Consider the following 21614-nt stretch of genomic DNA (forward strand, 5'->3'; position numbering starts at 1 on the left):
AGCATTGATGGCGGGCGGGACAGGCATCCTGATCCGTCCCGCCGCGCCTTCCGATCACGAGGCGATCTGGACGATCCTGGAACCCGTCTATCGCGCGGGCGAGACCTATTGCATCCCGCCCGACATCTCGCGCGAGGAGGCGCTGGCCGACTGGTTCGCCGCACCCTTCACCGCCTTCGTGGCCGAACTGGACGGCCGGGTGCTGGGCACCAGCCATGTCGGCCGCAACCGGCCTGGCCCCGCCGGCCATGTCGCCAATGCCAGCTTCGCCACCCATCCGGACGCGCGCGGCCGCGGTATCGCCGGACGGCTGGTCGCCCACGCCAAGGATTGGGCGCGGGCGCAGGGCTTCCGGGCGATGCAGTTCAACTTCGTCGTCGCGACCAATGCCGATGCCGTTCATTCGTGGCAGAAGGCCGGTTTCGATATTGTCGGCCGCCTACCCGGCGCGTTTCTTCACCCCAGGCATGGCTATGTCGATGCGCTGGTCATGTTCCATGATCTGACGAAAGGGAATGAGCCATGAGTCTGGCCTATGAAACCGTATCCGAGAACCGCAGCTTCGGCGGTGTGCAGGGCGTCTATCGCCACCCGTCGCAGGCCACCGGCACGCCGATGACCTTCGCCGTCTACCTGCCGCCGCAGGCCGAACACGGCAAGGTGCCGGTGCTGTGGTATCTGTCGGGCCTGACCTGCACGCATGAGAACGCCATGACCAAGGCCGGCGCGCAGGAATGGGCGGCGGAATACGGCATGGCGCTGATCTTTCCCGACACCTCGCCGCGCGGCGAGGGCGTGGCCGATGACGAGGCCTATGACCTGGGCCAGGGCGCCGGCTTCTATGTCGATGCGACCGAGGCGCCCTGGGCGCCGCATTTCCGCATGTGGCACTATATCACCCACGAGCTGCCCGAGCTGGTCTTCACCAATTTCCCGCTGGACCGCGACGCGCAGGGCATCACCGGCCATTCCATGGGCGGCCATGGCGCGCTGACCATCGCCATGACCTTCCCGGAACGCTATCGCTCGGTCTCGGCCTTCGCGCCGATCGCCAATCCGACCGAATCCGACTGGGGCCGCAAGCAGCTCCAGGCTTATCTGGGTGCCGACCGCGCGGCCTGGGAAAGGCACGATGCGACCCTGCTGATGCGCGAGAGGGGCTATCCGGGCGAGGTGCTGATCGACCAGGGCGCCAATGACCAGTTCCTGGACCTGCTGAAGCCCGAGACCCTGGCCCATGCCATGGCCGAGCGCCGCCAGCCCGGCGAATTCCGCATGCAGCAAGGCTATGACCACAGCTATTTCTTCGTGCAGACCTTCATGGCCGATCACCTGCGCTGGCATGCCGAGCGGCTCGCGTGACTGGCAGGGGTCGATCCGGGCGATCGACCCCATACCAATTGCCTATTTTCCATAATACTTTCGTATCAGCACCCGGTCGCGCTCGTTGACGCAAATGCGGCCGGGTCCGAACCTTCCGCATGAAGGTGAGGGCGCCCGAGGAGGGGCGCCGGCACCGTTATGGGAGGGAAAATCCATGAAAAAACTTATGAATGGCGCCTGTCTCGCGCTGCTCATGTGCGGTTCGGCGGCCATGGCCAACGAAAGCGTCCTGGCCGAGATCGCCAAGCCCCAGCAATGGGCGATCCAGACCGGCGATTACGCGAACACGCGCTACTCGACCCTGGACCAGATCAACAAGGACAACGTCAAGGACCTGCGCGTCGCCTGGACCTTCTCGACCGGCGTGCTGCGCGGCCATGAAGGCTCGCCGCTGGTGATCGGGGACGTGATGTATGTCCACACGCCCTTCCCCAACAACGTCTTCGCGCTGGACCTGAACGACAACGGCAAGATCCTGTGGCGCTACGAGCCGCAGCAGGATCCGAACGTCATCGCGGTGATGTGCTGCGACACCGTGAACCGCGGCCTGGCCTATGCCGACGGCATGATCCTGCTGTCGCAGGCCGACACCACCGTCGTGGCCCTGGACGCCAAGACCGGCGAAGTGAAATGGTCCACCAAGGTCGGCGACCCTGCCATCGGCGAGACGCTGACCGCCACCACCATGCCGGTCAAGGACAAGCTGATGGTCGGCATCTCGGGCGGCGAATACGGGGTGCGCGGCCGGATGACGGCGCTGAACCTCTCGGACGGCAGCGTGGCCTGGAAGGCCTATTCCACCGGCCCGGACGAGGAAATGCTGGTCGATCCCGAAAAGACCACCCATCTCGGCAAGCCGATCGGCAAGGACAGCTCGCTGCAAAGTTGGGAAGGCGACCAGTGGAAGATCGGCGGCGGCACGATCTGGGGCTGGTTCTCCTATGACCCGGACCTGAACCTGGTCTATTACGGCACCGGCAACCCTTCGACCTGGAACCCGGCGCAGCGCCCGGGCGACAACAAGTGGTCGATGACCATCATGGCCCGCGACGCCGATACCGGCATGGCGAAATGGTTCTACCAGATGACGCCGCATGACGAATGGGACTTCGACGGCGTCAACGAGATGATCCTGACCAACCAGACCATCGACGGCCAGGAACGCAAGCTGCTGACCCATTTCGACCGCAACGGCCTGGCCTATACCCTGGACCGCGAGACCGGCGAGCTGCTGGTAGCCGAGAAATACGATCCGGTGGTGAACTGGACCACCGGCGTCGACATGGACCCGAATTCGGAAACCTATGGCCGTCCGGCCGTGGTCGCCGAATACTCCACCGACCAGAACGGCGAGGACGAGAACACCACCGGCGTCTGCCCGGCGGCGCTGGGCACCAAGGACCAGCAGCCGGCGGCCTTCTCGCCGCAGACCAACCTGTTCTACGTGCCGACCAACCACGTCTGCATGGATTACGAGCCGTTCCGCGTCGCCTATACCGCCGGCCAGCCCTATGTCGGCGCCACCCTGTCCATGTATCCGGCGCCGAACAGCCATGGCGGCATGGGCAACTTCATCGCCTGGGACAACACCACGGGCGAGATCAAGTGGTCGCTGCCCGAGCAGTTCTCGGTCTGGTCGGGGGCCCTGGCCACCGCGGGTGGCGTGGTCTTCTACGGCACGCTGGAAGGCTATCTGAAGGCCGTGGATGCCGAGACCGGCAAGGAGCTTTACAAGTTCAAGACTCCCTCCGGCATCATCGGCAACGTGATGACCTATGAGCATGGCGGCAAGCAGTATATCGGCATCCTCTCGGGCGTCGGCGGCTGGGCGGGCATCGGTCTTGCGGCCGGCCTGACCAACCCGAACGAGGGCCTGGGCGCGGTGGGCGGCTATGCCTCGCTGTCGCAATACACCGAACTGGGCGGTCAGCTGACCGTGTTCGAGCTGCCGGGCTAATACTTTGGTGCAGAAATACGAACTGTGACTCGAAACGTGCCGCCCAGGGGCTACCTTGGGCGGCGCCATCATCTTCGGGTGACAGCCCAGGGAGGAATATTCATGACCAGCAAGATGACCGCCAGTCTGATGGCGATCTGCATCGCATGCGCGACGGGTGCCATCACCCAGACGGCCATTGCCCAGACCGCCGAAACCGCCGCCGAGCCAGCCACCGAACCCGCTGCCGAAACCCCGCCGGCCCAGGCCGGGGCGGAGGCCGCCGCGGGCGGCAAGCTGGCGCTGCCCAACGGCCAGGACATCACCCCCGACCACATGGAGAATGGCCGCTGGTACACGGCCGAGGACATCCCGACCTTCAAGATCGCCGAGGACGGGACGGTGGATTACGCAACCTTTTCCGGCTATCGTCGCTATTCGGCGGAATGCCATGTCTGCCACGGCCCGGACGGCGAGGGATCGACCTATGCGCCGGCGTTGAAGAACTCGGTGCTGCAGCTCGACTATTACGAGTTCCAGGAGATCGTGGCCTCGGGCAAGCAGGACGTGAACACGGCCGCCAACCTGGTCATGCCGGCCTTCGGGACAAACAGGAACGTCTGGTGCTATATTGACGACATCTATGTCTACCTGCTGGCGCGGGGCATGGGCGAGCTGCCGCGCGGCCGGCCGGCGAAGAAGGAAAGCAAATCCGATGAATTCACGGCGCAGGAAGATTCCTGCATGAGCGGATGATGAAACGGGCGCTGATCCTTGCCGCGCTGTGGCTTTGCGCCGCGCTTGCGCCGCCCGCCTCGGCGCAGGTCGCCGACCTGCGCTCGACGACCGAGCTTCGGGTCTGCGCCGATCCCGCCGCCGTGCCGATGTCGTCCCGGGACGGCTCGGGCTTCGAGAACCGCATCGCCGCGCTGTTCGGGGAAAAGCTCGGCCTGCCGGTGGTCTATACCTGGTTTCCGCAAGGCTCGGGCTTCATCCGCAAGACCTTGCGGGCCGGGGTCTGCGATGTGGTCATCGGCTATGCCCAGGGTGATGAGCTGGTGCAGAACACCAACCATTACTACACCTCGGCCTATGGCATCGTGACGCGCAAGGACAGCCCGCTGGCATCGGTCGAGACGCTCGAGGATCCGGCGCTGAAGGGCCATCCCATCGGCGTGGTCGCGGGCACGCCGCCGGCGACCAACCTGGCGCGGGCGGGGCTGGCCAAGGACATGCGGGGCTGGGATCTGTTCGTGGACCGCCGGGTCGAGGATCCGGTGGGTGACATGCTGGCGCAGGTGAAATCGGGCGAGCTGGCGGCGGCGGTGATCTGGGGGCCGCTGGCCGGGCCGCTGGTCAAGCAGGATCCCGAGCTGCAATTCACCCCGCTGCTCAAGGAAACCAGCGGGCCGCGCATGTTCTACCGCATCACCATGGGCGTGCGCCTGGGCGAGGACGTCTGGAAGCGGCAACTGAACAGCCTGATCCGCCGCCACCAGGACGAGATCGACGCCATCCTGCGCGAGGCCGGGGTGCCGCTGCTGGACGATTACGGCAAGGCGCTGAAGCCATGAAACGGCTGGGGGCGGTGCTGGCGATGCTTCTGGCCGTTGCCGCCCCGGCCCAGACCCTGGCGCAGGTGCCCGAGCCCGAAGGTTTCCGCGGCGAGCCCTATCGCGCCGAGACTCCGGCGACTCTGGCCGGCGCCCGGGTGATCGACGCGGCCGAGGCGATGCGGCTTCATGCCCAGGGCGTGCCCTTCATCGACGTGCTGCCGCGCCAGGCCCGCCCCGAGGGCCTGCCCGAGGGCACGCTGTGGAATGCGCCGCCGCATCTCTCCATCCCCGGCGCCACCTGGCTTTACGATACCGGCTACGACCGCATCGCCCCGGCCGAGGCGGCGCGGCTGCGCGACGGCCTGGCCCGGCTTTCCGGCGGCGACAAGGCCGCGCGGCTGGTGATCTTCTGCAAGCGCGACTGCTGGATGAGTTGGAATGCCGGCAAGCGCGCCGTGGCGCTGGGCTATACCGGCGTGCTGTGGTTCCCGGACGGGGTCGAGGGCTGGCAGGAACAGGGCGGCAGCCTGGAGCCGGTCACTCCTGCCGGCCCGTGAAGGCGCCGAAGGCGCGCGGGCCGTCCGGCAGCGCGATCTCGCGCGTGATCTCCAGGCTGGAGGCGTCGATCCAGACCAGCGTGTTGCTGTCCCAATGCGCCACCACCACGCCCGAGCCATCGGGCAGGGGGGCGATGCCTTCGGGATAGTCGCCGGTCTCCAGCCGGTCCAGAACCTTCAGCGTCTGCGGGTCGAAGACCGTCACCGTGCCGGCATATTGATCGGTGACGAAGCCGCGCCCGCCGGCAAAGGCAATGCCATAGGGATGGCTGCCGGTCGGCACCTGGCCCAGCAGCCTGCCGGCCTGCGGGTCGATCACGCTGACCGTGTCGCCTTGCACATCGGCGGTCCACAGCCGGCCGTCGTGAAACAGCACCGCATAGGGGTGCCTGCCGGTGGCGACGCGCGATTGCAGCGCCCCGGTTTCGGCATCGTAGATCGAGACCCGGTCGTCGTCGCGATCCGCCACCGCGACCAGCCGGCCGTCGCTGGCGACCCCGGCCGGCGCGCGGCCGGTCGGCACCTGCCACAGCGGGCGCAGATCGGCATCCAGCCGGATCAGCTGGCCCTGATACCATTCGGTGACGAACACCCCGCCGCCCGGCGCCAGCGCGATGCCGAAGGCGCCTTCGGGCAGGGCGCGGCCGCCGGCCACCTTGCCGGTTTCGTCCAGCACCGTCAGCCTGCCGGTCTCGGCGGCGATGACATAGGCGCGGCCCCGCGCCGGATCATAGGCCACCGGCGCAGGCGCGCCCGGCACCGCCACCTCGGCCAGCACCGCACCCGAACCCAGGTCCACGACCGAGACCGCACCGGCGTTCTGCGAGGTCACGAAGGCCAGATCGGCGGCCCCCGCCGGAGCCGCCGCCAACAGCAGCAGCAGGATCAGCGGGCGGATCATTCCGCCTTGCCGAACCTTTCCGCCAGCGCGTCGAGCCCGACCTGATAGACCCCGGTCACCGCCTGGATCGCCGCCTCGTCGTTCAGTTCGGGCGGCGGCTCGTTGTTGGGATAGCCGCGATAGAAACCGCCCTTCCAGCTGACCAGCGCCTTGCCGCCCTCGTCCTTGACGCAAAGCGTCGAGGCATAGTTGGTCACCGGCAGGACCGACACCTCGACCTTCTCGATGCGATAGGCATAGCAGCGCTTCTCGGGCTGCCATTTCGACAGCACCTCGGTGATGGTCGGGTCGCCGCTCTCGGCCTTGAGGTGCAGCACGCGCTCGGACTTCTCGGGCTGGTCGGTCGAGCCGTCGCCGGTGATCTCGGTCCTGGCGATGGCGGGATGCCAGCTCATGTCGTCGAACTTGCCGATCGCGGCCCAGACCTCGTCGGGTGTCGCATCCAGCTTCTGCTCCAGCGTCAGCTTGAGCCGGACCGGGCCATGGGCCTGGGCCGTGCCGGCAAGCGCCATGGTGGCGGCCAGGGTCAGGGCCAGAACTCGGGTCATTGCTTTCCTCCTCGCGAGGGGCGGCCATGCCGACCTCCTCCGGGACCGGCGCGCCCAGTATGGGGCGACCATGCCCCCAAGCCGGCGGCCGCGTCCATAAGACAAACGTATCGGGTGATTTTCCCCGCCCGTGCCCGGGTGCTTTGCCGGGTTGGCGCTGGCGCTTTTGCCCGCCATGATACCGCAGGGAGGAAAGCCATGAAAGGCAGAATCATCATACTTTTGGCTGGGTTGGCGGCAGCGAACCCGGCGCTTGCGCAGGACTCCGGCGCCGGGGGGACGCAGACCGTGCGCGCCGCGGTGCTGCGCGTGGACGTGCCGCGCCTGCCGCCGATCTCGCGGCTGGACACCCGGCCCGAGGATCTGGGCTTTGCCGGCGCCCGGCTTGCCATCGAGGACAACGATACCACCGGCCGCTTCATGGGCCAGGATTTCGAGGCGCTGGAGGTTGTTGCCACGCCCGAGACCGCCCCGGTCGAGATGGACAAGCTGCTGGCCGAGGGGATTCCCTTCATCGTCACCCTGGCCGGCGATGCCGATACCCTGGCGCTGGCCGATCAGGCCGGAGACCGGGCGCTGGTGCTGAATGCCGGGGCGCGCGGCGATGCGCTGCGCGGCAAGGATTGCCGGGTCAACGTCATCCACACCGCGCCCAGCCACGCCATGCTGGCCGATGCGCTGGCGCAGTTCCTGATGTGGAAGAAATGGCCGGACTGGTTCCTGATCGCCGGCAGCCATCCCGAGGACGTGGCGCTGGCCGATGCCTATCGTCGGGCCGCCGCCAAGTTCGGCGCCAAAATCGTCGAGACCCGCACCTATGAGGATACCGGCGGCAGCCGGCGCAGCGACAGCGGCCATGTGCAGGTGCAAAAGCAGATGCCGGTCTTCACCCAGCGCGCGCCGGACCATGACGTGCTGATCGCCGCGGATGAGAACGACGTCTTCGCCAACTGGCTGCCCTATGAGACCTGGGATCCGCGCCCGGTCGCCGGCTCGGCCGGGCTGGTGCCGCGGTCCTGGGCGCCCTCGCTGGAGGCCTGGGGGGCGACGCAGTTCCAGAACCGGTTCGAGAAGCTCTCCGGCCGCCCGATGCGCGAGGAGGATTACCAGGTCTGGATCGCCCTGCGCATGATCGGCGAGGCGGCGACCCGCACGCAAAGCACCGAGCCCGCCAAGCTCAAGGAGTTCATGCTGTCCGAGAACTTCGAGGTGGCGGGGTTCAAGGGCCAGAAGCTGACCATCCGCGACTGGGACCACCAGCTGCGCCAGCCGATCCTGCTGGCGACGCCTTCCGTCACCGCCTCGGTCAGCCCGCAGGACCAGTATCTGCACCAGAGCTCGGCGCTGGACACGCTGGGCATCGACCGTCCCGAAACCGAATGCAAGTTCTGAGGTGAACGATGAAAGCTGCAACCGCCATCCTGACCTCGGCCCTGTGCCTGGGTTTCGCCCTGCCGGCCGCCGCCAACCGGGTCTTCGTCAGCAACGAAAAAGGCAATGACGTCACCGTGCTCGACAGCGAGACGCTGGAGGTGATCGGCACCTATCCGGTCGGCGCCCGCCCGCGCGGCATCACCATCAGCCCCGACGGCAAGGAGCTTTACGTCTGCGCCTCGGACGACGACCTGGTGCGGGTGTTCGATCCCGAGACCATGGAGGAGACGCACACCTTGCCTTCGGGCCCCGACCCCGAGCTGTTCGTGCTGCATCCCTCGGGCAATCCGCTTTATATCGCGAACGAGGACGACAACCTGGTCACCGTGGTCGATACCCAGACCCACAAGGTGCTGGCCGAGATCCCGGTGGGCGTCGAGCCCGAGGGCATGGGCGTCAGCCCCGACGGCAAGGTGGTGATCAACACTTCGGAAACCACCAACATGGCGCATTTCATCGACAGCGAGACCTTCGAGATCTTCGCCAACGTGCTGGTCGATTCCCGCCCGCGCTTTGCGCAATACAACGATGCCGGGACCAAGCTCTATGTCAGCTCGGAAATCGGCGGCACGGTCAGCGTGATCGACCCGGCGAGCCAGCAGATCACCAGCAAGATCAGCTTCGAGATCCCCGGCGTGCTGCCCGAGGCGATCCAGCCGGTCGGCGTGCGGGTGACCAGGGACGGCAAGAAGGTCTTCGTCGCGCTGGGCCCGGCGAACCGCGTCGCCGTCGTCAACGGCGAGACCGACGAGGTCGAGGACTACCTGCTGGTCGGCCAGCGCGTCTGGCAGATGGCCTTCACCCCCGACGAGAAATACCTGTTCACCACCAACGGCAATTCCAACGATGTCTCGGTGATCGACGTGGCCGCGAACAAGGTCGTCAAATCCGTCCCCGTGGGCCAGCAGCCCTGGGGCGTGGTCGTCGCGCCGAACTGACCGCATGAAGAGGGAGGAGAGAACCACATGACCCGTTTGCTGACCGTCCTGCTGATCATGGCAGGCCTTGCCGCACCCGCCGTCGCGCAGGAGCAGAAGCCCGAACCCAAGCCCGAGGCTGCGGCTGACGCCCCGGCCGAGGCCGGCACCGACGAGGAAGGCGAGGAGGAAGAGGAGGGCGAAGCCGCTGCCGGTGAAGTCGTGCACGAGGCCGGCGCCAAGTTCGACTATGGCTTCTCGGGCATGCTGGCGCGCGACAACCGCACCCAGCTGGCGCCGCTGACGCTGGCCTCGGGCAAGCCGGTGGCGACGGCAGAATACAAGCTGAAATCCGGCGGCTTCTACCGCATCGACATCAACGCGGACGGCAGCCAGGAGCTGGCGCTGTCGGGCGGCGATTTCTTCCGCGCCATCTGGATCAACGAAATCGTCATCAACGACATCGAGATCCGGCCGATGGGGGTGCATTCGCTGGAATTCGACGATGCCGGCACCGCGACGATCAGCTTCGTCGCCATCGTTCCGGGCCGCTATACGCTGTCGATCCCCGGCTCGCACGGGGAAACCCAGCAGGCGGTGTTCAACATCCAGTAAAGGGCGCGGGGCCTTGGCCCCGCCCTCATCCGATGCCGCAGGCCGCGCTTTCCATCCAGAACGTCAGCCACAGTTTCGGCCGCGTCGCCGCGCTGAAGGACGTATCGCTGGCCGTGCCGCGCGGCGGCTTCACTGCGCTTCTGGGGGTGAACGGCGCCGGCAAGACGACGCTGTTTTCGCTGATTACCCGGCTATACGACAACACCTCGGGCCGGATCGAGGTCGCCGGCCATGACCTGCGGCGCGAGCCCGGCGCGGCGCTGGCGCGGCTGGGGGTGGTGTTCCAGTCCCGGGCGCTGGATGCCGACCTGACCGTGGGGCAGAACCTGGACTATCACGCCGCGCTGCACGGCATTCCCCGGCGCGAGGCCCGGGCCCGCGCCGCCGAGGTGCTGGCCCAGGTCGGCCTGTCGGACCGGCTGGACGCGCGGGTCTCGGCGTTATCGGGCGGCCAGAGCCGCCGGGCCGAGATCGCCCGCGCCCTGATCCACCGCCCCGAGATCCTGCTGCTGGACGAGCCGACCGTGGGCCTCGACGTGAAATCCCGCGCCGAGGTGGTGGCGCTGACCCGCGAACTGACGCGCGGCGGGGTCTCGGCGCTTTGGGCCACGCATATCCTGGACGAGATCCGCCCCGAGGACGGGCTGGTCATCCTGCACAAGGGCGAAGTCCTGGCCAGCGGCAATGCCGGTGCCATCGGCGGCGACGATCTGACCGCCACCTTCCTGCGCCTGACCGGAGAGGCGGCATGAGCCATCGGCTGACCCCGCGCATGTGGCTGACCGCCTTCCTGGGCATCGCCCGGCGCGAGACGCTGCGCTTCGTCAACCAGCGCGGCCGCTTCCTGGCGGCGCTGGTCCGGCCCTTGGTCTGGCTGTTCATCTTCGCCGCCGGGTTCCGGGCGGTGCTGGGCCTGTCGATCACGCCGCCCTACCAGACCTATGTGCTTTACGAGGTCTATGTGACCCCCGGCCTTTGCGCGATGATCCAGCTGTTCAACGGCATGCAGTCCTCGCTGTCGATGGTCTATGACCGCGAGACCGGGGCAATGCGCACCCTGCTGGTCAGCCCGTTTCCGCGCTGGTTCCTGCTGGCCAGCAAGCTGGTGGCGGGGGTGATCGTCTCGATCATCCAGGTCTATACCTTCCTGGCCATCGCCTGGTTCTGGGGGATCGAGCCGCCGCCCATCGGCTACCTGGCCGTGCTGCCGGCGCTGCTGCTCTCGGGGCTGATGCTGGGGGCGATGGGGCTGTTCCTGTCCTCGGCCATCCGCCAGCTGGAAAACTTCGCCGGGGTGATGAATTTCGTCATCTTCCCGATGTTCTTTGCCTCGACGGCGCTTTACCCGCTGTGGCGGATGAACGAAAGCTCGACGCTGCTGCACGACATCTGCGCGGCCAACCCCTTCACCCATGCGGTTGAGTTGATCCGATTTGCCCTTTACGCGCGCTTCGATCTTCTGTCCTTCTCGGTGGTGTCGGGTTGCCTGATCCTGTTCTTTGCGGGGGCCGTGTTCATGTATGATCCGGCCAAGGGGCTCTGGGCCCGGCGAAAGGGGGGAGCATGAGATACCTGGTTCTGGCGCTTTGTCTGGCCGCGACGGGGGCCGCGACGGCGGTGCAGGCCGAAACCGGCACCGATCCCGACTGGCCCTGCATCCAGCGCAAGCAGCCGCACCTGTCGCTGGGCCAGATGTGGTCCGGGCCCGAGCCGGACGATTCCGTGCGCGAACTGGCCCGCACGCCCGAGATCGCGGCGCTGGCCGACCGGCTGGAACAGCGCCGCCTGCCGCTGGCCGAGGCCGAGGCCGAGATCGCCGCATTCGCCAGGACCGCCGACAACCGGCAGCTGACCGCGCTGATGGTGGCGATCTTCGACCGCATCGACCCGCACCGCGCCGCGCTGATCGCGGGGATCGCGCGCTATGGCAACAAGCAGGTCGACCTGGCAAGGCGCATCCAGGAGCATCGCGACAAGATGGAAGCGATGCAAAAGGCCGAGACGCCCGATTTCGACGCCATCGACGCCGAGGAAGAGCAGCTCGACTGGGATACCCGCATCTTCCAGGACCGCCAGCAGGCGCTGACCTATGTCTGCGAGACGCCGGTGATCCTGGAGCAGCGGGTCTTTGCCCTGGCCCGTGCCATCGCGGCGGGGCTGAAATGACCCTGCCGCCCGCCGTCATCCTGGCCGGCGGCCTGTCCACCCGCATGGGCGGCGGCAACAAGGCGCTGCGGATGCTGGCGGGCGAGACCCTGCTGGCGCGGGTGATCGCGCGCATCCGCCCGCAATGCTGCGGGCTGGCGCTCAACGCCAATGGCGATCCGGAACAGTTCGCCGCCTATGACTTGCCGGTGATCGCGGACGGTTTCGCCGGTTTCGCCGGGCCGCTGGCGGGGGTGCTGGCCGGCATGGACTGGGCCGCGGCCGAAGGGGCCGAGAGCGTGGTCAGTGTCAGCGTCGATACGCCCTTCCTGCCCGAGGATCTGGTGCATCGGCTGCGCGAGGCCAGGGGGCGCAGCGGCCTTGCCATCGCCGCCAGCCCCGACGAGACCGGGCGGCTGCGCGACCATCCGACCTGCGGGCTGTGGCCGGTGGCGCTGGCCGGCGAGCTGCGGGCGGCGCTGGAATCCGGCCTGCACCGGATCGGCCAGTTCGCGGCCGCCTATGATCCGGGGCGGGCGGTGTTCGACAGCCGCCCGGTGGACCCGTTCCTGAACCTGAACACGCCCGAGGACCTGGCCCGCGCCGCCCGGCTGGCCTAGACGCCGTAGCGGCGCAACAGCCGGTGCAGCGCCAGCGCGACCGCCCGGGCGAAGATCACCGTCATCACCGACAGCACCAGCAGCGCGGCGAAGACTAGGTCGGTCTTCATCCGGCCGTTGGCATGGATCATCAGCGCGCCGAGGCCGCGCGCGCCGCCGACCCATTCGCCGATCACCGCGCCGATCGGCGCATAGACCGCCGCCAGGCGCAGCCCGGTCGCGAGGCTTGGCAGCGCCGCCGGGATGCGCAGGTGGCGCATGATGCGGATGCGGCCGGCGCCCATCACCTGCGCCAGGTCCAGCGCCGCCTGCGGCGTGCGCATCAGCCCGTCCAGGAAGGCGCTGGCCACCGGAAAGAACACGATCAGCACCGTCACAGCGATCTTGGGCGCCATGCCGAAGCCCAGCCACAGCGTCAGGATCGGCGCCAGGGCAAAGACCGGGATGGTCTGGCTGAAGGTCAGGATCGGCCGCAGCACGCCGGTCAGCTTCTGCGAGAATCCCATCGCCACCGCCAGCGCCGCGCCAAGCGCCGAGCCGAGCGCGAAGCCCAGCACCACCTCGGTCAGGGTGAAGCCGGCATGGCGGGCGATCTCGGTCCGGTTCAGCCACAGCGCCTCGGCCACCGCCGCGGGCGAGGGCAGCAGGAAGGGCGGCATGCCTGCCAGCCAGATTACGCCCTGCCACAGCGCCAGCACGGTTAGGATCAGCGCGGCGACGGTCCTCATGCCATCATCCCCCGCATCAGCTCGGCCTGCAGCGCCAGCACCTCGGGCGCGTCATAGGGCCGAGCGGCGGCTTTCGGGCGCGGCGCGGGGACGGGCCATTCGCTGAGCCCCTGTTCACGCAACAGCAGGATGCGGTCGCCCAGCCGCGCGGCCTCGGCCGGGTCATGCGTGACCAGCAGCACCGTGCGGCCTTCCAGCAGCCTTGCCGCCAGGTCCTGCATCTGCGCCCGGGTGCGGGCGTCCAGCGCCGAGAAGGGCTCGTCCAGCAGCACCAGCGGCCGGTCCTCGAACAGGGTGCGGGCCAGGGCGGCGCGCTGGCGCTGGCCGCCGGACAGGTTGGCGGGCAGGTGATGGGCGCGGTCGGCCAGGCCCACCGCCTCGATCAGCGCCGCGGCGCGGGCGGCGGGATCGGCCGGGGGCTCTGCCCCTCGCCGCAGTGGCCCCTCGACGGGGCCGCTGCGACGTTCCCCGGGATGTTTGGGCAAGAAAGAAGCCTGCAGGCTGCCGCGCAGCCGCGCGCCCAGGGTGACATTGCCGGTCACGTCCAGCCAGGGGATCAGGCCGGGATCCTGCGCCATCAGCGCCACGGGCTGGATGCGCGTCACCTCGCCCTCGAAGCGGGCGCCGGTCTCCAGCCCGGCGAGCAACCGCAGGATGGTGGATTTGCCGACGCCCGAGGGGCCCAGCAGGCAGGTCCAGCCCGCGCCTTCCAGCCGCAGCTCGACCGGGGCGAACAGCGGCGTCTCGCCGACCCAGGCGCGGCCGCGGACCAGGGCCGTCGTCGTGGTCATCTGCCGCCGAGTTCCCAGAAGGCGACCTCGAGCCGGGTGGCGGTGGCGAAGCGATCCGTCAGCGCGGCCCAGCGGGGGCTTTCTTCGGGCGCCGTGCCCAGCCGCTTGCGGATGGCGCTGCCCAGAAGCGCGCCGGCCGAGGCGCAGGCGGCCTGGTATTCTGCGCCGGCATAGGTGTCGATCCATTCGCGATAGGGCGTGTCGGGTGCCGCTTCCTGCGCCAGCCGCAGCCCGATCTCGCCATAGCCCAGCACGCAGGGCATCAACGCCGCCAGCAGGTCGAGGAAATCGCCCGAATAGCCGGCTTCCAGCACATAGCGGGTATAGGCGATATTGGTTACCGCCTCTTGCGCATTGGCCAGCACTTCGGGGCCCATGCCGGCGCGGGCGCAGGTCTGCACATGCAGGCCCATCTCGTGGTCCAGCAGCGTGTGGACGGTGGCGGAACAGGCCCGCATCTCGTCCAGATCGCCGGCCTTGACCACGGCCAGCGCCCAGGCGCGCGCGAAGTTCTGCAAAAACAGGTAATCCTGCACCAGATAGGTCAGGAAGCCGGATTGCGGCAGGGTGCCGTCGCGCAGACCCTCGACGAAGGGGTGCCGGGTATAGGCGTCCCAGTCGGGCTGCGCCGCGGCCCGCCAGGTCGCGAAGGCATGGCCATAGGCGACGCTCATTCCGCCGCCCCCATGTCCGCCGCTTCCGCGTCTGCCGCTCCCACGTCCAGGGCCAGGTCCGAGACCGGCAGCACGCTGTCGATCAGGCCGGCCTCGTGCAGGAATTGCTCGAACCGGGCATAGCGGCCTTGGTCCAGCGCCGCAGGGCTTTGCGAGAAGCGCGGCAGCGTGTCCTTCCAGGCTTCGGCATTCAGCTTGTCCTTGAGGTCGGGCGCGGTGGAGGAGAACAGTTCCCAGGCCTCCTCCGGGTGGTTGACCATGTATTGCGCGCCGCGTTCGACGGCGTGCAGCAGGCGGCGGGTGCGGTCCAGGTCCAGATCGGCCGGATTGGCGACGAAGATCAGCTCGTCATAGGTCGGCACGCCCTGTTCCTCGACGAAGAAGCATTTGCCCTCGGCGCCTTCCAGCCGCATCTGCGTCAGCTCGAAATTGCGATAGGCGCCGATGGTGGCATCGACCTGGCCGGCGATCAGCGCCGGCGACAGCGACCAGTTCACGTTGACCATCTCGACATCCGCCATGGTCAGGCCGGCGGTCTTGAGGATCTGGCCGACCAGCGCCTCCTCGACGCCCGAGACGGAATAGCCGATCTTCCTGCCCTTGAGGTCGGCGATCTCTTGCACCGGGCCGTCGGCCTTGACCATCAGGCAGTTCAGCGGCGTGGCGATCAGCGTGCCGACGCGCTTCAGCGGCAGGCCCTCATGCACCTGCAGGTGCAGCTGCGGCTGGTAGCTGATGGCGTAATCGGCCTTGCCGGCGGCAACCAGCTTCGGCGGGTCGGCGGGATCGGCAGGGGCGACGACCTCGACCTCCAGCCCTTCCTCGGCGAAGAAGCCCTTCTCCTGGGCGACGATGATCGGGGCGTGGTCGGGGTTCACGAACCAGTCCAGGATCAGCGTCACCTTGTCCTGGGCATGGGCGGGCAAGGCCAGCGCGGCGAAGGCGGCGGCAAGGGTCAGATGTTTCATCGGTTGTCGTCTCCAAGGGCAAGAAGGGTGATTTCGCCGTCCCAGCGGCGGGACAGCGCATCGGCGGCGCGCCATGAGCGCAGGCCGGAACGGCAGGCCAGCACCGCGCGCTGGCCGGGTTCGGGCAGGGGCCCGGTGGCGCCGTAGCCGGGGATGCGCAGCGCCTGCGGCGTGGCCTTGCGCGGCGCCTCCTCCTCGGGGCGCAGGTCGATGACCAGGTCGGCCTCGCGGATCTCCTCGCGGGCGATGAAGCGCGGGCCGATGGCCTCGGGCGCGGCGTCGAAACGGAACTGGGTGAAGCGGCCGTTCTCGAAGCGGATGAACTCGCCCAGCGGCGAGGGCGTCGTGCCCAGAAGCAGCCGCAGCGCCATCTGCGCCTGCAGGCAGCCCAGCATGCCGACCACCGGGCCCAGCACCCCGGCGGTGGCGCAGGTCTGGCCGCTGTCGGGCGGGTCGGGGAACAGGGCGCGCAGGCTGGGGGCGCCCCCCTGCCGCTTGTCGCCGCAGAAGCCGCCGACATAGCCCGCAAGCCCCAGCGCCGAGGCCGAGATCAGCGGCTTGCTTGCCGCCAGGCAGACGTCCGAGAGCGTGTAGCTGGCAGCATAGCTGTCGGCGCAATCCAGCACCACATCCGCCGCCGCCACCAGCGCCGGCGCGTTCAGGGGGGTCAGCCGGTCCGCCAGTGCCTCGAGCTCCACCGCGGGGTTCAGCCGGGCCACGGCCTGCGCGGCGGCGCGGACCTTGGGCTGGCCGATATCCTTCATGCGGTAGAGCGGCTGGCGGTGCAGGTTGGTTTCCTCGACCGTGTCGGGGTCGATCAGGGTGATGCGGCCGATGCCGGCACCCGCCAGATATTGCAGCACCGGCACGCCCAAGCCCCCGGCGCCGACGACCAGCGCATGGGCACCGCAGATGCGCTCCTGCCCCTCGGCGCCGATTTCGGGCAGAACCGTCTGGCGGACATAGCGGTTCATGCCGCCACCCGCAGCCATTCGCGGATGCGGCCCTCGGGATCGGGGTTGAGCGTGATGTCGGTCACCGCCGAGGCCAGGTCGGCGCCGGCGGCAAAGGCCTCGCGCGCGCGGTCCGGGGTGACGCCGCCGATGGCGACCAGCGGCGTCGTGCCGACCAGCCGGCGCCATTCGCGCACCCGGTCCAGCCCCTGCTGGTCCCATTTCATCTTCTTCAGGATCGTCGGCCAGACCGGCCCCAGCGCGACGTAATCGGGCCTCAGCGCCAGCGCCCGGTCCAGTTCCTCGTGGTCGTGGGTCGAGACGCCCAGCCGCAGCCCGGCCCTGCGGATCGCGGGCAGGTCGGCGGTGTCCAGATCCTCCTGCCCCAGGTGGATGAAGTCGCAGCCCAGGTCGATGGCGGCCTGCCAGTGGTCGTTGACGACCAGCGTGGCGCCATGTTCGCGGCACAGCTCCTGGCACAGCGCCAGCTCGCCCAAGAGTCGGGCGGGAGGCTGGTCCTTGATGCGGATCTGCACCAGCTTCACGCCCAGCGGCAGGGCGCGGCGCAGCCAGTCGCTGCTGTCGAAGATCGGATAGAAGCGCGGCAGTTTCATGCCAGCACCGCCATGCCGAAAAGGGGGGTGGAAGGCGCGGCCATGTCTCGGGCCTCGATCGGGTTCGCGCCATGCGCCAGCTGCCCGGCCTCGATCGCCAGCGCCATGGCGCGGGCCATGGCCACCGGATCGCCGGCCTTGGCGACGGCGGTGTTCAGCAGAACGGCGTCATAGCCCAGCTCCATCGCCTGGGCCGCGTGGCTGGGCAGGCCGATGCCGGCATCCACCACCAGCGGCACATCGGGGAAATGCGCGCGCAGGCTGCGCAGCCCGTAAGGGTTGTTCAGCCCCCGGCCCGAGCCGATGGGCGCGCCCCAGGGCATCAGCACCTGGCAACCCGCGTCCAGCAGCCGGCCGCAGACCGACAGGTCCTCGGTGCAATAGGGAAAGACCTGGAAGCCGTCCTCGGACAGCAGCCGCGCCGCCTCGACCAGCGCGATCACGTCGGGGCAAAGCGTGTCGTCGTCGCGGATCACCTCGAGCTTGATCCAGGGCGTCTCGAACAGCTCGCGCGCCATCTGCGCGGTCGTCACCGCCTCGCGCACCGAATGGCAGCCGGCGGTATTGGGCAGGACGGGGATGCCCAGCTCCTTGATCAGGCGGTGGAAATCCTGGCCCTCGCCGCCTTCGCGCCGCAGGCTGACGGTGGCGATGCCGGCGCGCGCGGCGCGGAACGCCTCGGCCATGATCGCGGGCGACGGATATTGCGCCGTGCCCAGCATCAGCGGGCTTGCGACTTCGGTTCCGTAAAAGACCGGCATCTCAGCCCCCCTGCATCGGCGCCACGACTTCCAGCGCGTCGCCATCCTTCAGCGTGGTTGCGGGCCGGGCGGCGGCGGGCAGGAAGGCGCCGTTCAGCGCCGTCGCCACCTTGGCCGCGCCCAGCCCGATCTCGGCCAGCGCATCCTGCACGGTCGGGCCAGTCAGGTCGCGCGCCGCGCCGTTAAGGGTGATCTTCATCCATGAACTCCGGTTTCCGGCCCTCGAGAAGGTAATCGGCGGCCATGCGGGCCACGGCGGGGGCCAGAAGATAGCCGTGGCGGTAAAGGCCGTTTGCGTAAAGCGTGCCGCCGCGCCGGCGCAGACGGGGCAGGTTGTCCGGGAAAGCGGGGCGGGCGTCCGAGCCAAGCTCGAGGATCTCGGCCTCGGCAAAGCCGGGATGCAGCGCATAGGCGGCCGACAGCATCTCGACGGCCGAGCGCGCGGTGACGCGATACTTTCCCCCGGTCTCCAGCATCGTGGCGCCGATCATGTATATGCCGTCCCCGCGTGGAACAAGATATAGGGGTATGCGCGGATGCAGCAGGCGGATGGTGCGGGTCAGCGTCACCTCGGGGCAGCGGATCACCAGCATCTCGCCGCGCACGCCGCGCAGGTCGGGAAGCTGGTCGCGCGCGGCCAGACCGCGCGCATCGACGATCAGGCCGGCGGGCGTGCCCTCGGTTTCGATGGCGACGCCCTGCGCCTCCAGCCGGTCGCGCAGGGCCAGCAGGGCGGCGCGCGGGTTCAGATGCGCCTCGGTGGCGAAATGCAACCCGCGCGGGAAGCGGCCGGCCAGTTCCGGTTCCAGCGCCGCGATCTCGTCGCCGTTCACCGGCCGATGCGCCTGGGTCAGCCGGGCAAAGCGGTCGAGTTCCGTCCGGTCGCGCGAGGGGGCGAGGACCAGCGTGCCGCGGCGGACGACCTCGGCGCCATTCGCCTGCCACCAGTCGGCGGCGTCGAGGCCGAGGCGCAGCACCACGGGCTCGGCGCTTTCGGCCTCGCAATAGGGTGCCAGCATGCCGCCGGCGCGCCAGCTGCAGGCCTGCGCGCCGGGCTTGCCAGCCGGGTCGATGATGCGGGGCAGGGTGGTGCCGCGCGCCGCCAGTTCGGTGGCGATGCACAGCCCCATCACCCCGGCGCCCAGGATGGTGATCGCGGTCATGTCCGGCTCCACAGCGCATGGAAATGATGCACCGGGCCGTGGCCCAGCCCGACCGACAGCTCGTCGGCCCTGGCGATGGCACCTTGCAGCCAGCCATGGGCGCGGGTCACGGCATCGGGCACCGTCATGCCCTGCGCCAGCCCCGCCGCGATGGCCGAGGACAGCGAGCAGCCGGTGCCGTGGGTGTTGTGGGTGCGCTGGCGCGGCGCGGTCAGGACCAGCGGCTGCGGCCCGACCAGCAGGTCGGTGCATGTGTCCTCGGTCGCATGGCCGCCCTTCATCAGCACATGGGCGGCGCCCAGGGCGCAAAGCGCCTCGCCCTGCCGGCGCATCTCCTCGGGCGTCGCGGCGGGGTCGTGGCCCAGAAGCCGCGCGGCCTCGGGCAGGTTCGGGGTCAGCACCGTCGCCAGCGGGATCAACTGCTCGCGCAGCGCCGCGACGGCATCATCCGCCAGCAGCGCGTCGCCGGATTTCGCCACCATCACCGGGTCCAGCACCATCGGCACCGGATTGTCCGCCAGCAGCGCCGCCAGCCGGTCGGCGACGACTGTGATCACATCCGCGCCGCCGACCATGCCGATCTTGACGGCACGCACTTCGAGATCGCCGAAAACCGCGTCGATCTGCGCCGCGACCATGGCCGGGCTGACCGCCTCGACCGCCGCGACGGTGCGGGTGTTCTGCGCGGTGATCGCTGTGATCACAGAGGCGCCATAGACGCCGAGGGCCGAGAAGCTTTTCAGGTCGGCCTGGATACCGGCGCCGCCGCCGCTGTCCGAGCCGGCGATGGTCAGCGCGATGGGATGGGGCTGCAATCCCGACATGGCCCGCCTTTCATGCGCCGGGCTGCCGGTTTCGGGAAAGGGACGGGTGGCGGCTGATGCACGGGTCCTGCCGCGACACTCTACCCTTCCCTACGCCGGCATGACCCGGATCAGGTTCGATGGGTCGGTGCCCGGCACCTCTCAGCCCCGTTGCGGGACTCCCCAAGTGTATAAGTCGTGCGCGAGACACTAGGCCCTGGCCGCAGGCTTTGCAAGGGCCGGTTCCGGGGCCGAGGTCCGGTCAGTCCCGGCCGAACAGGTCGCGGGTATAAAGCTTGTCCTGCACGTCGGCCAGTTCGGGCGACTGGCGGTTGGCGATGATCAGGTCGGCCTGGGCCTTGAAGGCGTCCAGGTCGCGCACCACCGGGCTGTTGAAGAAATCGTCCTGCGCCAGCACGGGTTCGTAGACGATGCAGGGAATGCCCTTGGCCTTGATCCGCTTCATGATGCCCTGGATCGAGCTGTCGCGGTAATTGTCCGAGCCGGCCTTCATCACCAGCCGGTAGACGCCGACCAGCCGGGGCTTGCGGGCGATGATCTCGTCGGCGATGAAATCCTTGCGGGTGCGGTTGCTGTCCACCACCGCCGCGATCAGGCTTTGCGGCACCTGGTCGTAGTTCGCCAGCAATTGCTTGGTGTCCTTGGGCAGGCAATAGCCGCCATAGCCGAAGCTGGGATTGTTGTAATGATCGCCGATGCGCGGGTCGAGGCCCACGCCCTCGATGATCTCGCGCGGGTCGAGGCCGCGCGCCAGGGCATAGCTGTCCAGCTCGTTGAAATAGGCCACGCGCATGGCAAGGTAGGTGTTCGAGAACAGCTTGATCGCTTCGGCCTCGGTCGAGCCGGTGAACAGCACCGGCATGTCCTTGCGGATCGCGCCCTCGGCCAGCAGCTCGGCCAGCCGATGCGCGGCCGGGCCATGGTCGCCCACCACGATGCGCGAGGGGTGCAGGTTGTCGTGAAGCGCCCGGCCCTCGCGCAGGAATTCGGGCGAGAACAGGATGCCCGCATGGCCGGTCTCGTCCCGCATGCGCTGGGTGAAGCCCACGGGCACGGTGGACTTGACGACGATGGTGGCCTGCGGCGCGTGGCGGCGGGCCAGCGCGATCACGCTTTCCACGCTGGAGGTGTCGAAGCGGTTCGAGCGCGGGTCGTAATTCGTCGGCGTGGCGATGATGACGAATTCCGCGCCGGCCAGCGCCTCGGCCGCGTCGCAGGTCGCGCGCAGCATCAGCGGCTTTTCGGCCAGCCAGGCCGAGATTTCGGCATCCTCGATGGGCGAGCGGCGGGCATTGACCTGCGCCACCCTGGCCGCATCCACGTCCAGCGCCATGACCTGGTGATGCTGCGCCAGCAGCACGGCGATCGACATGCCCACATAGCCCAGCCCGGCAACCGCAATCGTCATCTGTCCAGCCTTCCTGCGTTTCGGACCGGCTTAGGTTGTGTTGACAAAAAGGATTCCCCTGCGCGCCTGGCTGTGATTCAAGATCATCTCTACGTGGGAGGTGACCTTGGCACGCAAT

Annotated in this window: 26 protein-coding genes and 1 riboswitch; of the genes, 13 read left to right on the forward strand and 13 right to left on the reverse strand. The window is 68.6% G+C overall.

What is annotated here, in order from left to right; translation table 11 throughout:
• Positions 1-7: 7 nt before the first annotated feature.
• The 6 genes from I9P22_RS06595 to I9P22_RS06620 all read left to right on the forward strand — a co-directional run bounded on the left by I9P22_RS06595 (position 8) and on the right by I9P22_RS06620 (position 5432).
• Positions 8-526, forward strand: coding sequence for a GNAT family N-acetyltransferase (locus I9P22_RS06595; protein WP_199258563.1), 519 nt, complete (start codon positions 8-10; stop codon positions 524-526).
• A complete protein-coding gene (gene fghA, locus I9P22_RS06600) occupies positions 523-1362 on the forward strand; it encodes an S-formylglutathione hydrolase (RefSeq protein ID WP_199258564.1) in 840 nt (279 codons plus the stop codon). The genes I9P22_RS06595 and fghA overlap by 4 nt, the downstream gene beginning before the upstream one ends.
• A 175-nt stretch (positions 1363-1537) precedes the next feature.
• Complete coding sequence (locus I9P22_RS06605; protein WP_199258565.1) at positions 1538-3340, forward strand: methanol/ethanol family PQQ-dependent dehydrogenase; 1803 nt, start codon at positions 1538-1540, stop codon at positions 3338-3340.
• A 102-nt stretch (positions 3341-3442) separates the two neighbouring features.
• Entirely contained in the window at positions 3443-4075 is a 633-nt protein-coding gene (locus tag I9P22_RS06610; protein ID WP_199258566.1) for a c-type cytochrome, methanol metabolism-related, read from the forward strand.
• The gene (locus I9P22_RS06615) at positions 4075-4893 is read left to right on the forward strand and encodes a substrate-binding domain-containing protein (RefSeq protein ID WP_199258567.1); all 819 of its coding nucleotides are present in this window, start codon (positions 4075-4077) and stop codon (positions 4891-4893) included. Before I9P22_RS06610 ends, I9P22_RS06615 begins: the two co-directional genes overlap by 1 nt.
• On the forward strand, positions 4890-5432 hold the full coding sequence (locus I9P22_RS06620) for a PQQ-dependent catabolism-associated CXXCW motif protein (protein WP_199258568.1): 543 nt from the start codon (positions 4890-4892) through the stop codon (positions 5430-5432). Before I9P22_RS06615 ends, I9P22_RS06620 begins: the two co-directional genes overlap by 4 nt.
• On the opposite strand, the gene I9P22_RS06625 is transcribed toward I9P22_RS06620, so the two are convergent.
• Complete coding sequence (locus I9P22_RS06625) at positions 5413-6333, reverse strand: YncE family protein (protein WP_199258569.1); 921 nt, start codon at positions 6331-6333, stop codon at positions 5413-5415. The two genes, I9P22_RS06620 and I9P22_RS06625, sit on opposite strands and share 20 nt — an antisense overlap.
• Positions 6330-6881 carry an SRPBCC family protein gene (locus tag I9P22_RS06630; protein ID WP_199258570.1) on the reverse strand — a complete coding sequence of 184 codons (552 nt, stop codon included), beginning with the start codon at positions 6879-6881 and terminating at the stop codon, positions 6330-6332. Before I9P22_RS06630 ends, I9P22_RS06625 begins: the two co-directional genes overlap by 4 nt.
• Positions 6882-7079: 198 nt before the next feature.
• Here I9P22_RS06630 and I9P22_RS06635 point away from each other — a divergent pair, with 198 nt between their 5' ends.
• From I9P22_RS06635 to mobA, 7 genes are read left to right on the forward strand one after another with little or no spacing between them, the layout of a single operon-like run.
• The gene (locus I9P22_RS06635) at positions 7080-8273 is read left to right on the forward strand and encodes an ABC transporter substrate-binding protein (protein ID WP_199258571.1); all 1194 of its coding nucleotides are present in this window, start codon (positions 7080-7082) and stop codon (positions 8271-8273) included.
• Positions 8274-8281: 8 nt separating this feature from the next.
• A complete protein-coding gene (locus tag I9P22_RS06640; protein ID WP_199258572.1) occupies positions 8282-9253 on the forward strand; it encodes a YVTN family beta-propeller repeat protein in 972 nt (323 codons plus the stop codon).
• Positions 9254-9280: 27 nt separating this feature from the next.
• Positions 9281-9847, forward strand: a complete 567-nt coding sequence (locus tag I9P22_RS06645; protein WP_199258573.1) for a cupredoxin domain-containing protein — start codon at positions 9281-9283, stop codon at positions 9845-9847.
• 32 nt (positions 9848-9879) lie between these two features.
• Entirely contained in the window at positions 9880-10599 is a 720-nt protein-coding gene (locus I9P22_RS06650; protein ID WP_199258574.1) for an ABC transporter ATP-binding protein, read from the forward strand.
• A complete protein-coding gene (locus I9P22_RS06655) occupies positions 10596-11414 on the forward strand; it encodes an ABC transporter permease (RefSeq protein WP_199258575.1) in 819 nt (272 codons plus the stop codon). Before I9P22_RS06650 ends, I9P22_RS06655 begins: the two co-directional genes overlap by 4 nt.
• Positions 11411-12013, forward strand: a complete 603-nt coding sequence (locus I9P22_RS06660) for a hypothetical protein (RefSeq protein WP_199258576.1) — start codon at positions 11411-11413, stop codon at positions 12011-12013. Before I9P22_RS06655 ends, I9P22_RS06660 begins: the two co-directional genes overlap by 4 nt.
• On the forward strand, positions 12010-12612 hold the full coding sequence (mobA, locus tag I9P22_RS06665; protein ID WP_199258577.1) for a molybdenum cofactor guanylyltransferase MobA: 603 nt from the start codon (positions 12010-12012) through the stop codon (positions 12610-12612). The genes I9P22_RS06660 and mobA overlap by 4 nt, the downstream gene beginning before the upstream one ends.
• On the opposite strand, the gene I9P22_RS06670 is transcribed toward mobA, so the two are convergent.
• The 11 genes from I9P22_RS06670 to I9P22_RS06720 form a co-directional block, all read right to left on the reverse strand.
• Positions 12609-13340, reverse strand: a complete 732-nt coding sequence (locus I9P22_RS06670; protein ID WP_199258578.1) for an ABC transporter permease — start codon at positions 13338-13340, stop codon at positions 12609-12611. The genes mobA and I9P22_RS06670 overlap by 4 nt on opposite strands.
• A complete protein-coding gene (locus I9P22_RS06675) occupies positions 13337-14131 on the reverse strand; it encodes an ABC transporter ATP-binding protein (RefSeq protein WP_199258579.1) in 795 nt (264 codons plus the stop codon). Before I9P22_RS06675 ends, I9P22_RS06670 begins: the two co-directional genes overlap by 4 nt.
• Positions 14128-14805: a thiaminase II gene (gene tenA, locus I9P22_RS06680; protein ID WP_199258580.1), complete on the reverse strand. Its 678-nt coding sequence runs from the start codon at positions 14803-14805 to the stop codon at positions 14128-14130. The genes I9P22_RS06675 and tenA overlap by 4 nt, the downstream gene beginning before the upstream one ends.
• Positions 14802-15773 (reverse strand): ABC transporter substrate-binding protein, encoded by a 972-nt coding sequence (locus I9P22_RS06685; RefSeq protein WP_199258581.1) that lies wholly within the window; start codon positions 15771-15773, stop codon positions 14802-14804. The genes tenA and I9P22_RS06685 overlap by 4 nt, the downstream gene beginning before the upstream one ends.
• Positions 15770-16747 (reverse strand): HesA/MoeB/ThiF family protein, encoded by a 978-nt coding sequence (locus I9P22_RS06690; protein ID WP_199258582.1) that lies wholly within the window; start codon positions 16745-16747, stop codon positions 15770-15772. The genes I9P22_RS06685 and I9P22_RS06690 overlap by 4 nt, the downstream gene beginning before the upstream one ends.
• Positions 16744-17340 (reverse strand): thiamine phosphate synthase, encoded by a 597-nt coding sequence (locus I9P22_RS06695; protein ID WP_199258583.1) that lies wholly within the window; start codon positions 17338-17340, stop codon positions 16744-16746. Before I9P22_RS06695 ends, I9P22_RS06690 begins: the two co-directional genes overlap by 4 nt.
• Positions 17337-18101 carry a thiazole synthase gene (locus tag I9P22_RS06700; protein WP_199258584.1) on the reverse strand — a complete coding sequence of 255 codons (765 nt, stop codon included), beginning with the start codon at positions 18099-18101 and terminating at the stop codon, positions 17337-17339. Before I9P22_RS06700 ends, I9P22_RS06695 begins: the two co-directional genes overlap by 4 nt.
• 1 nt (position 18102) lies before the next feature.
• Positions 18103-18300 carry a sulfur carrier protein ThiS gene (gene thiS, locus I9P22_RS06705; RefSeq protein WP_024842860.1) on the reverse strand — a complete coding sequence of 66 codons (198 nt, stop codon included), beginning with the start codon at positions 18298-18300 and terminating at the stop codon, positions 18103-18105.
• Complete coding sequence (locus tag I9P22_RS06710) at positions 18284-19264, reverse strand: FAD-dependent oxidoreductase (protein WP_199258585.1); 981 nt, start codon at positions 19262-19264, stop codon at positions 18284-18286. The genes thiS and I9P22_RS06710 overlap by 17 nt, the downstream gene beginning before the upstream one ends.
• Positions 19261-20088, reverse strand: a complete 828-nt coding sequence (gene thiD, locus I9P22_RS06715; protein WP_199258586.1) for a bifunctional hydroxymethylpyrimidine kinase/phosphomethylpyrimidine kinase — start codon at positions 20086-20088, stop codon at positions 19261-19263. Before thiD ends, I9P22_RS06710 begins: the two co-directional genes overlap by 4 nt.
• 70 nt (positions 20089-20158) lie before the next feature.
• Positions 20159-20263: riboswitch (TPP riboswitch) on the reverse strand.
• 66 nt (positions 20264-20329) lie between these two features.
• Entirely contained in the window at positions 20330-21496 is a 1167-nt protein-coding gene (locus I9P22_RS06720) for a nucleotide sugar dehydrogenase (protein WP_199258587.1), read from the reverse strand.
• Positions 21497-21614: the final 118 nt, after the last annotated feature.

The organism is Paracoccus binzhouensis, from assembly GCF_016446475.1.
GTDB classification, from domain to species: domain Bacteria; phylum Pseudomonadota; class Alphaproteobacteria; order Rhodobacterales; family Rhodobacteraceae; genus Paracoccus; species Paracoccus binzhouensis.

Coding starts and splice junctions, on each gene's coding strand:
- I9P22_RS06595 (WP_199258563.1), top strand. CDS start 8: ATGGCGGGCGGGACAGGCATCCTGATCCGTCCCGCCGCGCCTTCCGAT.
- fghA (WP_199258564.1), top strand. CDS start 523: ATGAGTCTGGCCTATGAAACCGTATCCGAGAACCGCAGCTTCGGCGGT.
- I9P22_RS06605 (WP_199258565.1), top strand. CDS start 1,538: ATGAAAAAACTTATGAATGGCGCCTGTCTCGCGCTGCTCATGTGCGGT.
- I9P22_RS06610 (WP_199258566.1), top strand. CDS start 3,443: ATGACCAGCAAGATGACCGCCAGTCTGATGGCGATCTGCATCGCATGC.
- I9P22_RS06615 (WP_199258567.1), top strand. CDS start 4,075: ATGAAACGGGCGCTGATCCTTGCCGCGCTGTGGCTTTGCGCCGCGCTT.
- I9P22_RS06620 (WP_199258568.1), top strand. CDS start 4,890: ATGAAACGGCTGGGGGCGGTGCTGGCGATGCTTCTGGCCGTTGCCGCC.
- I9P22_RS06625 (WP_199258569.1), bottom strand. CDS start 6,333: ATGATCCGCCCGCTGATCCTGCTGCTGCTGTTGGCGGCGGCTCCGGCG.
- I9P22_RS06630 (WP_199258570.1), bottom strand. CDS start 6,881: ATGACCCGAGTTCTGGCCCTGACCCTGGCCGCCACCATGGCGCTTGCC.
- I9P22_RS06635 (WP_199258571.1), top strand. CDS start 7,080: ATGAAAGGCAGAATCATCATACTTTTGGCTGGGTTGGCGGCAGCGAAC.
- I9P22_RS06640 (WP_199258572.1), top strand. CDS start 8,282: ATGAAAGCTGCAACCGCCATCCTGACCTCGGCCCTGTGCCTGGGTTTC.
- I9P22_RS06645 (WP_199258573.1), top strand. CDS start 9,281: ATGACCCGTTTGCTGACCGTCCTGCTGATCATGGCAGGCCTTGCCGCA.
- I9P22_RS06650 (WP_199258574.1), top strand. CDS start 9,880: ATGCCGCAGGCCGCGCTTTCCATCCAGAACGTCAGCCACAGTTTCGGC.
- I9P22_RS06655 (WP_199258575.1), top strand. CDS start 10,596: ATGAGCCATCGGCTGACCCCGCGCATGTGGCTGACCGCCTTCCTGGGC.
- I9P22_RS06660 (WP_199258576.1), top strand. CDS start 11,411: ATGAGATACCTGGTTCTGGCGCTTTGTCTGGCCGCGACGGGGGCCGCG.
- mobA (WP_199258577.1), top strand. CDS start 12,010: ATGACCCTGCCGCCCGCCGTCATCCTGGCCGGCGGCCTGTCCACCCGC.
- I9P22_RS06670 (WP_199258578.1), bottom strand. CDS start 13,340: ATGAGGACCGTCGCCGCGCTGATCCTAACCGTGCTGGCGCTGTGGCAG.
- I9P22_RS06675 (WP_199258579.1), bottom strand. CDS start 14,131: ATGACCACGACGACGGCCCTGGTCCGCGGCCGCGCCTGGGTCGGCGAG.
- tenA (WP_199258580.1), bottom strand. CDS start 14,805: ATGAGCGTCGCCTATGGCCATGCCTTCGCGACCTGGCGGGCCGCGGCG.
- I9P22_RS06685 (WP_199258581.1), bottom strand. CDS start 15,773: ATGAAACATCTGACCCTTGCCGCCGCCTTCGCCGCGCTGGCCTTGCCC.
- I9P22_RS06690 (WP_199258582.1), bottom strand. CDS start 16,747: ATGAACCGCTATGTCCGCCAGACGGTTCTGCCCGAAATCGGCGCCGAG.
- I9P22_RS06695 (WP_199258583.1), bottom strand. CDS start 17,340: ATGAAACTGCCGCGCTTCTATCCGATCTTCGACAGCAGCGACTGGCTG.
- I9P22_RS06700 (WP_199258584.1), bottom strand. CDS start 18,101: ATGCCGGTCTTTTACGGAACCGAAGTCGCAAGCCCGCTGATGCTGGGC.
- thiS (WP_024842860.1), bottom strand. CDS start 18,300: ATGAAGATCACCCTTAACGGCGCGGCGCGCGACCTGACTGGCCCGACC.
- I9P22_RS06710 (WP_199258585.1), bottom strand. CDS start 19,264: ATGACCGCGATCACCATCCTGGGCGCCGGGGTGATGGGGCTGTGCATC.
- thiD (WP_199258586.1), bottom strand. CDS start 20,088: ATGTCGGGATTGCAGCCCCATCCCATCGCGCTGACCATCGCCGGCTCG.
- I9P22_RS06720 (WP_199258587.1), bottom strand. CDS start 21,496: ATGACGATTGCGGTTGCCGGGCTGGGCTATGTGGGCATGTCGATCGCC.